Here is a 9197-nt window from a genome sequence, read left to right as displayed (position 1 = left end):
CCGCTGCACCAGGCATCGAGGGTCGCCGCGTCGGTGAAGCCGCTGAGCACGGCGGCGGCCATGGCGGTCAGGCGGGGCGACGGCGCCTCGCCGGTCAGATAGGCGATGCTGCCCTGACGGCGCAGGCCATGCCAGACGATGCCGTTGATCGCTGCCCGGTCCTGCTTGCCGGCATAGCGCCGGTTGCGGAAGTAGCGGTCGACCACGCGGTCCGCCGCGTCCGTCGCGGCGGCGATCTCGATCAGGATCTCGATCGCCGCGGAAATCCGGGCGGCGGGCTGCATGGGGCGTCTCTCAGCGGCCGCCCTGCGGGTAGTTCGGGCTTTCGCGGGTGATGGTCACGTCGTGGACGTGGCTTTCGCGCAGGCCGGCGTTGGTGATGCGGACGAACTGGGCGCGGTCCTGGAAATCCGGCACCGTGGCGCTGCCGGTATAACCCATGGCGGCGCGCAGGCCACCGACCAGCTGATGGATCACGGTGTGGACCGAACCCTTGTAGGGCACCTGACCCTCGATGCCTTCCGGCACCAGTTTCAGCGTGTCCTTCACTTCTTCCTGGAAGTAGCGATCGGCCGAGCCGCGCGCCATGGCGCCCACCGAGCCCATGCCGCGGTAAGCCTTGTAGCTGCGCCCCTGGTACAGGAACATTTCGCCCGGCGCCTCGTCGGTGCCCGCCAGCAGCGAGCCGACCATGGCGACGGAAGCGCCGGCCGCGATCGCCTTGGCGAAATCGCCCGACAGTTTGATGCCGCCATCGGCGATCACCGGCACGCCGGCCTTGCGGCAGACTTCGGCGACATCCATGACCGCGGTCAGCTGCGGCACGCCGACACCGGCGACCATGCGGGTTGTGCAGATCGAGCCGGGGCCGATGCCGACCTTGATCGCATCCGCGCCCGCATCCATCAGGGCGATGGCGGCGGCGGCGGTGGCGACATTGCCGGCGACCACCTGGGTCTCGTTCGACAGGCGCTTGATGGCGGCGACGGCATCGATCACGCGCTGGGAATGGCCATGAGCGGTATCGACGATGATCAGGTCGCAGCCGGCGGCGATCAGCGCCTCGGCCCGGGCGAAACCATCGGGGCCGACCGTGGTCGCCGCGGCGACGCGCAGGCGGCCGGCGCTGTCCTTGGCGGCATTGGGATGCTGCTGGGACTTCTCGATATCCTTGACCGTGATCAGGCCGACGCAGCGATAGGCGTCGTCGACCACCAGCAGCTTCTCGATCCGGTACTTGTGCAGCAGCTTCTTGGCCTCGCCCCGGTCGATGCCGTCCTTCACCGTGATCAGGTTTTCCCTGGTCATCAGTTCGGAGATCAGCTGGCTGTCGTCGGTCGCGAAGCGGACATCGCGATTGGTCAGGATGCCGACCAGCTTGCCCGAGGCCGTCTCGACCACCGGAATGCCCGAGATCGAGAACTTGCGCATCAGGGCATGGGCATCGGCCAGGGTGCGGTCGGGCGCGATGGTCACGGGATTGACCACCATGCCGGATTCGAATTTCTTCACCTGGCGGATCTGATCGGCCTGCTGATCGATTTCCATGTTGCGGTGAATGACGCCGATACCGCCGGCCTGGGCCATGGCGATCGCCATGTTGCTTTCCGTCACCGTGTCCATGGCGGCGGACATCAGCGGGATATTCAGCTCGATCGAGCGGGTGATGCGGGTGCGGGTGTCGACCTGGGCGGGCAGCACGCTGGAGGCGGCAGGCGTCAGCAGCACGTCGTCGAAGGTAAGAGCTTCGCGGATCTGCATCTAATCCTCCGTGTGCAGCAATAAAGAGCGGTCCTGAATCGGGGTCGCGCTCTATAGCACGGGCGCCCGCCGCGGCCTAGCCGGCAGACGCAGGCCGGCCATGCACCGCCCGTGATGTCGATTGTCGCCGCATGCGGCAACGCCTAGATTGCATTGATGAGCGATGAAACCGTAACCCTGTGGCGCCCGGTCGGCCCCGAGGAGCTCGAACTGATCCGCCGGTCCGGCATGCGTGCCTTTCCCCCGCGCCTGCCCGAACAGCCGATTTTCTACCCGGTCACGACCGAGGATTACGCCATCAAGATCGCCCGTGACTGGAATGTTCCGGCGAGCGGTTCGGGCTTCGTCACCCGATTCGAGATCAGCAAGGCCTATCTGGACAGCCATGAGCCACAGGACGCCGGCGGCCGGAGCCATCGCGAATACTGGATCCCGGCAGAGGCGCTGGACGATTTCAACGCCGCCATCCGGGGGCTGATCGAAGTCGTTCACCGTTTCCCTTGAAATGGGGAAGCCATCACGACCGGAAACCGGTCGCGACGACATACATTTCGGACGAATCGCTGCGGCTGGCCGGGGGCTTCATGTGCTTGACCACGGCGAAATGCTTGCGCAGCGCCGCCATCAGCTGGTTCTCCGAGCCACCCTGCAGGACCTTGGCGATGAAGGCCCCGCCCGGCGTCAGGACTTCGATGGCGAAGTCGAGCGCGGCTTCGCACAGAGCCATGATCTTCAGGTGATCGGTCGCCTTGTGCCCGGTCGAGGACGCCGCCATGTCGGACAGGACGACATCCGCCGGCCCGCCCAGGAGTTCGCGCAGTTTCTCGGGCGCGTCCTCGGCAAGGAAATCGAACTGGATCACCTCGGCCCCCGGCAGGGGCGCGACCTCGGTCAGATCGATGCCGACGACCTTGCCATTGGGCCCCGGATCGCCGGGGCGCGAGCGCACGCGCACGCTCGCCACCTGGCACCAGCCGCCGGGCGCGGCGCCCAGATCGACGACGACCGCGCCGGGGCGCAGCACCCGCAGCTTGTCGTCGATCTCGATCAGCTTGAAGGCGGCGCGGCTGCGATAGCCTTCGCGCTTCGCCGCCACGACATAAGGATCGTTCAACTGGCGCTCCAGCCAGCGAGCCGAGGAAATCGTCCGCTTCTTGGCCGTCTTCACCCGAACGTGAAGGCCCCGGTTGTGCCCGGAGACACTGCCGCTCTTGCTGCCGCCGCTATGCCCGCTCATGCCTTGCTTTCCGCCATCAAACCCATCAATACACCCTCGCGCAGGCCGCGGTCGGCGATGCGCAGCCGCTTTTCCGGCCAGGCTTCCAGGATCGCATCCAGAATCGCGCAGCCCGCCAGCACAAGATCGGCCCGGTCGCGACCGATGCAGGGATTGGCCGCCCGCCCGTCGAAAGACAGCGCCTTGATATCGGCGATCACCCGATTGATCTCGTCCTGCGTCATCCAGCTGCCGTCAACCCGGGAGCGGTCGTAGCGCGGCAGGTTCATCCGCACGGCCGCCAGGGTCGTGACCGTGCCGGACGTGCCGAGCAACTGGAAACCGAAGTCGCGCGCGGCGTCCCGCGCATCATGGCGGGCGGCGAAACCGGCCATCGCATCCCGCACCTCGCCCACCATGCGGCCGTAGACATCGGCGTCGACCTCAACCCCGCCGAAACGCTCGGCCAGGGTGACGACACCGAGGGGGACCGAGATCCAGTCCAGCATTTCCGCCCGGTCCGGCCCCTTGACCGCGAGCCAGGCCAGTTCGGTCGAGCCGCCGCCGATGTCGAACACCAGCGCCCGGCGCCGGTCGGGATCGAGCAACGGCGTGCAGCCGGCGACGGCGAGGCGCGCCTCTTCAGCCGGGGAAATCACTTCGAGGGCGATGCCCGTTTCATTGAGCGCGCGGGCGAGGAATTCGCCGCCATTGGTCGCCCGGCGGCAAGCCTCGGTCGCGATCGCGCGGATATGGGTGACACGGCGGCGGCGCATCCGCCCGGCGCAGACCTGCAGCGCATCCAGTGTCCGCTCGATCGCGGCATCGGCGATGCGGCCGTGGGAGGCGAGGCCTTCGCCCAGCCGGACAATGCGCGAGAAAGCGTCGACGATGCGGAAGGTGCCATGCCGCGCCGGCTCGGCGATCAGCAGCCGGCAATTGTTGGTGCCAAGATCAAGCGCCGCGAACATGGGCGGATCGCCCCCGTCACCAGAATGGCCCGTGAATTCGGCGCGCCACGCGCCGCCCACGGGATCAAGCCCCTCAGGGCGCGAGTCCGACACGATCTACCTCAACCGATCGGGACGGCCCACGCCGCCCCACTTGCCCTCATGATAGCAGTTTTCCGGTGTTTGGGTAAAAAACGCGCGAAATCCCCGGCCCCGGGCCGGGGTCGTGAAAACTCGAAGACAGACCCGCACAATCGACATACCATCTATCAAAGATGATGTTTTATACATGATCTACCCATGATGACCGCCGCGCAAATGCGGGCTGCCCGCGCCCTTCTCGGCCTCGACCAGCGTTCCCTGGCCGAGCTGGCGGGCGTGTCGCTGCCCACGATCCAGCGCATGGAGGCCAGCGAGGGCAATGTCCGCGGCGTTGTCGAGAGCCTGACCCGCGTGGTCGAGGCGCTGGACCGGGCCGGGGTGGAATTGATCGCGGAAAACGCGCCGAGCAGCGGCGGCGGACGGGGCCTGCGCCTCAAGTCCCCGAAACCCGCCCAAGGCGCCTGATCCCGATCACGCGACGGCGACCGCCGACCTCTTGCCGACGATCCCCGCCGCAGGTAGCGGCCCGGCAGCCTTTGCTGCCCTCGGGAGTACCGGTAGCTTTTGCTGCTCTCATAGGAGTGATCGTCATGGTCGGGAAGACCGCCGAACCCAGCTTCATCGAATTGTTCACGCCCAAGCTCGTGACCATCCTGCGTGAGCGTTACGGTTTCGCCGAATTCCGGGCCGACGCGCTGGCCGGGCTGACTGTCGCCATTGTCGCCCTGCCGCTGTCGATGGCGATCGCCATCGCCTCGGGCGTGCCGCCGGATCGCGGGCTCTATACCGCGATCATCGGCGGCTTCCTCGTCTCGGCGCTGGGCGGCAGCCGGTTCCAGATCGGCGGACCGGCGGGGGCCTTCATCGTCCTCGTCGCGGCGACGGTCGATATCCACGGTATCGACGGCCTGCTGCTGGCGACCATGATGTCCGGCGTCTTCCTCGCCGCGGTCGGCTTCCTGCGCCTTGGCACCTATATCAAGTTCATTCCCTATCCGGTCACGGTCGGCTTCACCGCCGGCATCGCCATCATCATCTTCGCCAGCCAGATCAAGGACCTGCTGGGCCTGACCCTGCCGGGCAAGGAGCCGGGCGCCCTGCTGCCGAAGCTGGAGATGCTGGGCGCCGCCCTGCCGACGGCCAATGTCGCCACCATCGGCATGACCGTGCTGACCATCGCGACCATCCTGACCCTGCGCCGCTTCCGGCCGCAGTGGCCGGGGATGCTGATCGCCGTCACCCTCGCTTCCCTCGCCGCGCTCGGCCTTGGCCTCGATGTCGAGACCATCGGCAGCCGTTTCGGCGGCATTCCCCAGTCGATCCCCCTGCCCAGCCTGCCGACGATCAGCCTCGAGAAGGCGATCGCCGTGCTGCCGGCCGCCCTCTCCTTCACCCTGCTCGGCGCGATCGAGAGCCTGCTGTCCGCCGTCGTCGCCGACAGCATGAGCGGGCGGCGCCACCGCTCGAACTGCGAACTGGTGGCGCAGGGCGTGGCCAATATCGCCTCGGCCCTGTTCGGCGGCATCTGCGTGACCGGCACCATCGCCCGCACGGCGACCAATGTCCGCGCCGGCGCCCACGGCCCGATCGCGGGGATGCTGCATTCCGTCTTCCTGCTGGCTTTCGTCCTGCTGGCGGCGCCCCTCGCCTCGGCCATTCCGCTGGCCGCCCTCGCCGGCGTCCTCGCCATCGTCGCCTGGAACATGATCGAGAAACACGCCTTCGCCGTCCTGCTGCGCACCTCGCGCGGGGATGCCGTCGTGCTGCTGACCACCCTGCTGCTGACCGTGTTCCGCGACCTCGCCGAAGGCATCGTCGCCGGATTCGCCCTCGGCGCCCTGCTGTTCCTGCACCGCATGGCGCAATCGGTCGAGGTCGAGAGCGAAATGCCCCTCGTCGCCGAGGATCGGGGCGACAAGAACGACGCCCGCCGCCAGGAGCGTTACGACCCCGCCCTGTCGAGCGACCGCGACGTCGTCGTGCATCACATCACCGGCGCCTTCTTCTTCGGCGCTGCCGCCAGCGTCGGCGCCGTGCTCGACCGCCTGGGCGAGAGCCCGAGGGCCTATGTCCTCGATTTCGCCAATGTGCCCTTCCTGGATTCGACGGCGGCCGCGACCATCGAAGGCTTCCTGCGGAAAGCCGAACGGCGGGGCGCCATCGTCTATGTCGGCGGGGCGAGGCCGGCGGTTCGCCGGGTATTGCTGGCCCATGGCGTGCGCCCGCCCCGCGCCCACTTCAAGTCGGACGTCGCCGATGCCATGATCGCCGCCCACCGGAAGGCCACGCCCGCGACCGCATGATCCGACGCCTCTGCCTGTTTCTCGCCCTGCTGATCTGCGCCGGCCCCGCCGGGGCGGAGCCGCGCCCGCTCGATACCGGCGACCGGCTGTTCATCCAGGCCAATGTTCAATGGACCGTCGGCCATGAGATCGGCCATGCCCTGATCGACCAGTTGCGGCTTCCCGTCTTCGGGCGGGAGGAGGACGCCGCCGACATGCTGGGTGCCCTGCTGCTGGTGCTGCGGCGGGATGCCGGGCTGCAGCCGGACTTCCGCGAGCGGCTGAAGGCGATCGCCGATGGCTGGCTGCTGGAATGGCTCGACGATCTGCAACTCGACAGCAGCATCCCCTATTGGGACCAGCATTCCCTGGATATCCAGCGCCTGTTCACCTTCACCTGCCTGATCTTCGGCTCCGACCCCGAGCATCTGCGCGACCTCGCCGATACCGCCACCCTGCCGATCGAGCGTGCGCTCTACTGCCCCGAGGAATATGCCCTCGCCGCCCGCTCCATCGACTGGGTCAGCCAGCATTACGGCCGGCCTTCGGGCGAGGCCATGGCGCCGGGCGCCGGTCGCTTCCGCGTGACCTATGAAGATGCCGGCGCCTCCCGCTTCCGGGACCTGATCGATATCGTGCGGGCCGATCCCTTCGTGCAGGATGCCGCCGACCGCCTGTCCGAGCGGCTGCGCCTGCCGCGCGATATCGGCATCGTCTTCACCGACTGCGGCAACCCGGATGCCTTCTACAACGCGAACACGGTCGAGATCGTGATCTGCTACGGCCTCCTCGAGCATTTCGCCGATTATGCCCGCCGCCGCCACGACCCCGCGCCCGGCAAGACCCTGTGCGACGTGCCGGTGACCGGGATGCCGGGCGGGCGTCGCTACGGCTGTACCGCCCCGGCGCCACCTGCCCCCTGAAGCCACAATTACTTGCGTCTTCGCTCGCGCGTGGGGCCAGACATGGTACCATTCGGGATCAGGACTCGAAGGGGCGATTCTTTTGCAGCTGGCACGACGGGAGCGTTCGGGAAGCACCATGAACGTCATGGCGGGCGCAAGAAGCGAGATCTACGGGCGGCTGGAAAGCGCCCGGCGGATCTGGTGCGTCGGCGCCGTCCATGCCGAGCTGCATCGCCTGACCGTGCTGCACGACGCCCTCGCCGGGCGGTTGCGCCGGGGCGACCGGCTGGTCTATCTCGGCAACATGATCGGGCACGGCGCCGATGCCGCCGGCACCATGGACGAGATGCTGGCCTTCCGCCGCCACGTCCTCTGCTTCGCCGGGATGGAGCCCTGGGACATCGTCTTCCTGCGTGGCGCGCAGGAGGAGATGTGGGTGAAACTCGGCCAGTTGCAGTTCGCGCCCAATCCGCGCGAAGTGCTGCAGTGGATGATCAGCCAGGGCGTGGGCGCCACCCTGCGCTCCTATGGTATCGATCCCGACAGCGGCTTCGGCCATATCCGCGACGGCGCCGTCGCCATCACCCGCTGGACCTCGCGGGTGATGCAGGCGGTGCACGACCACCCGGGCCATGACGACCTGCTCTCGGGCCTGCGCCGCTATGCCTTCTCGACGGGCGAGGGCCTGCTCTTCGTCAACGCCGGGCTCGACGCCGCCCGCCCCCTGACCGAACAGCGCGACGCTTTCTGGTGGGGCGGCCCCGGCCGTTTCGACGACGACGCGCCTTACGGCGACTTCCGCCTGATCATCCGCGGCTTCGACCGCAACCGCGGCGGCGTGATCATGGGCCAGCACCGCGCCACCATCGACGGCGGCTGCGGCTTCGGCGGCACCCTCGCCGCCGCCTGCCTCCAGCCCGACGGCGACCTCGACGACTGGATCGAGGTCTGAGCGGCACATAGCTGTGGCCCGTCAGGGCCCTGCCGGGTAGGATTCAGTCCTCCAGTCCCGCTTCGCTCGACAGTCGAGGCACGCGGGAAGAGGAAGTGTTCGCCATGTACCCTCGACCAGTTCTTTCCCCAACCGACCTCGCCGCCGTCGAGCGCTACCGCGCCCGCCTCGCCGCCGGCGAGGAGGAGGCTTTGCCCGCCGACATGGTCAGTCGCATGATCGACAGCGAAAGCCCGCTCAAACTCTGGCGCGAACACCGTGGCCTCAGCGCAAGGGCCCTGGCCGACAGGGCCGGCCTGTCCCCGGCCTATGTCAGCCAGATCGAAACCGGCAAACGCGAAGGCTCGATCAGCGCGATGAAGGCGCTCGCCGGAGCACTGAATGTCGGACTGGATGATTTGGTGTGATGGCGACGGCGTCGCGGGAGATAAGGCAACCGGCAGCCTGATGCCATGCCCGATCTTGATCAAGTCGCCTACAACACCAGGCGACCTCACCAGGGCCGGGGCATGAACGGCAGCCCCCCCGACAAGGCCTTCATCGACGGCCTGCCGAAGGAGACCAGCGCACCCACCTCAAAGCCTCATAAAGCGGCCTGAAAACCCTGCCCATAAAGGCGGCACTGTCAGCCAATTACCATTTCTGTACATACAGATCAATTAGATATAGCGTCTCCAAAATTTCTATAATCAAAAACAAAGGCTCCTAATTTCAGTTTTTCTTAAATAATTCTCTCAAAACATTAGATTCGATGATAACCACATTTGACCGAAACCCCAATCCAATCATATTAAATCCAGAAATTCTCACACATAATGGCAAAACATCACGTTCTATATCATATTTTATTGTATCGAATTCACCATTTGATAATCTCAATCTTCCAATTCCATCAGATTTCTTGTAAGAACCTGACTCAAAAGCCTACTATCGCGCGAGCCTTCTGATGGCGAGTTGGATCGAGGCGAGGGTGACGAAAGCGCGAAGGGTGTCGGCGAGGTTTTCCCAGTCCTTGGCGAGGCGTCGGTT

At 66.6% G+C, this 9197-nt stretch carries 9 protein-coding genes and 1 pseudogene; 6 read left to right on the top strand and 4 right to left on the bottom strand.

Going from position 1 to position 9197, the window contains the following annotated elements; translation table 11 throughout:
• Together WAZ62_RS16405 and guaB are read right to left on the bottom strand one after the other, a co-directional pair.
• Positions 1-284, bottom strand: a pseudogene (locus tag WAZ62_RS16405) (hypothetical protein); the annotation flags it as partial.
• A gap of 10 nt (positions 285-294) precedes the next feature.
• On the bottom strand, positions 295-1761 hold the full coding sequence (gene guaB / locus WAZ62_RS16400) for an IMP dehydrogenase (RefSeq protein WP_422644612.1): 1467 nt from the start codon (positions 1759-1761) through the stop codon (positions 295-297).
• Between the two features lie 156 nt (positions 1762-1917).
• Between guaB and WAZ62_RS16395 the strand changes: the two genes are divergently transcribed.
• The gene (locus tag WAZ62_RS16395; protein ID WP_422644611.1) at positions 1918-2265 is read left to right on the top strand and encodes a hypothetical protein; all 348 of its coding nucleotides are present in this window, start codon (positions 1918-1920) and stop codon (positions 2263-2265) included.
• A gap of 13 nt (positions 2266-2278) precedes the next feature.
• Here WAZ62_RS16395 and WAZ62_RS16390 read toward each other — a convergent pair whose 3' ends face one another.
• Both WAZ62_RS16390 and WAZ62_RS16385 read right to left on the bottom strand, forming a co-directional pair.
• Positions 2279-2998 carry an RlmE family RNA methyltransferase gene (locus WAZ62_RS16390; RefSeq protein ID WP_422644610.1) on the bottom strand — a complete coding sequence of 240 codons (720 nt, stop codon included), beginning with the start codon at positions 2996-2998 and terminating at the stop codon, positions 2279-2281.
• The gene (locus WAZ62_RS16385; protein WP_422644609.1) at positions 2995-3948 is read right to left on the bottom strand and encodes a Ppx/GppA phosphatase family protein; all 954 of its coding nucleotides are present in this window, start codon (positions 3946-3948) and stop codon (positions 2995-2997) included. Before WAZ62_RS16385 ends, WAZ62_RS16390 begins: the two co-directional genes overlap by 4 nt.
• A gap of 279 nt (positions 3949-4227) precedes the next feature.
• On the opposite strand from WAZ62_RS16385, the gene WAZ62_RS16380 reads away from it, so the two are divergent.
• From WAZ62_RS16380 to WAZ62_RS16360, 5 genes are all read left to right on the top strand, one after another.
• Complete coding sequence (locus tag WAZ62_RS16380; RefSeq protein ID WP_422644608.1) at positions 4228-4494, top strand: helix-turn-helix domain-containing protein; 267 nt, start codon at positions 4228-4230, stop codon at positions 4492-4494.
• Between the two features lie 125 nt (positions 4495-4619).
• Positions 4620-6332, top strand: a complete 1713-nt coding sequence (locus tag WAZ62_RS16375; RefSeq protein ID WP_422644607.1) for a SulP family inorganic anion transporter — start codon at positions 4620-4622, stop codon at positions 6330-6332.
• Positions 6329-7234, top strand: a complete 906-nt coding sequence (locus WAZ62_RS16370; protein WP_422644606.1) for a DUF4344 domain-containing metallopeptidase — start codon at positions 6329-6331, stop codon at positions 7232-7234. The genes WAZ62_RS16375 and WAZ62_RS16370 overlap by 4 nt, the downstream gene beginning before the upstream one ends.
• A 118-nt stretch (positions 7235-7352) precedes the next feature.
• Positions 7353-8168: a hypothetical protein gene (locus WAZ62_RS16365; protein ID WP_422644605.1), complete on the top strand. Its 816-nt coding sequence runs from the start codon at positions 7353-7355 to the stop codon at positions 8166-8168.
• 104 nt (positions 8169-8272) lie between these two features.
• The gene (locus WAZ62_RS16360; protein WP_422644604.1) at positions 8273-8575 is read left to right on the top strand and encodes a helix-turn-helix domain-containing protein; all 303 of its coding nucleotides are present in this window, start codon (positions 8273-8275) and stop codon (positions 8573-8575) included.
• The last annotated feature ends 622 nt before the right edge of the window (positions 8576-9197 follow it).

Origin of the sequence: Zavarzinia sp. (assembly GCF_049306435.1) — a bacterium.
Taxonomy (GTDB): Bacteria; Pseudomonadota; Alphaproteobacteria; order Zavarziniales; family Zavarziniaceae; genus Zavarzinia.
The sequence above is the reverse complement of the archived record's forward strand: the minus strand, read 5'-3'. Positions and strand labels throughout refer to the sequence as shown.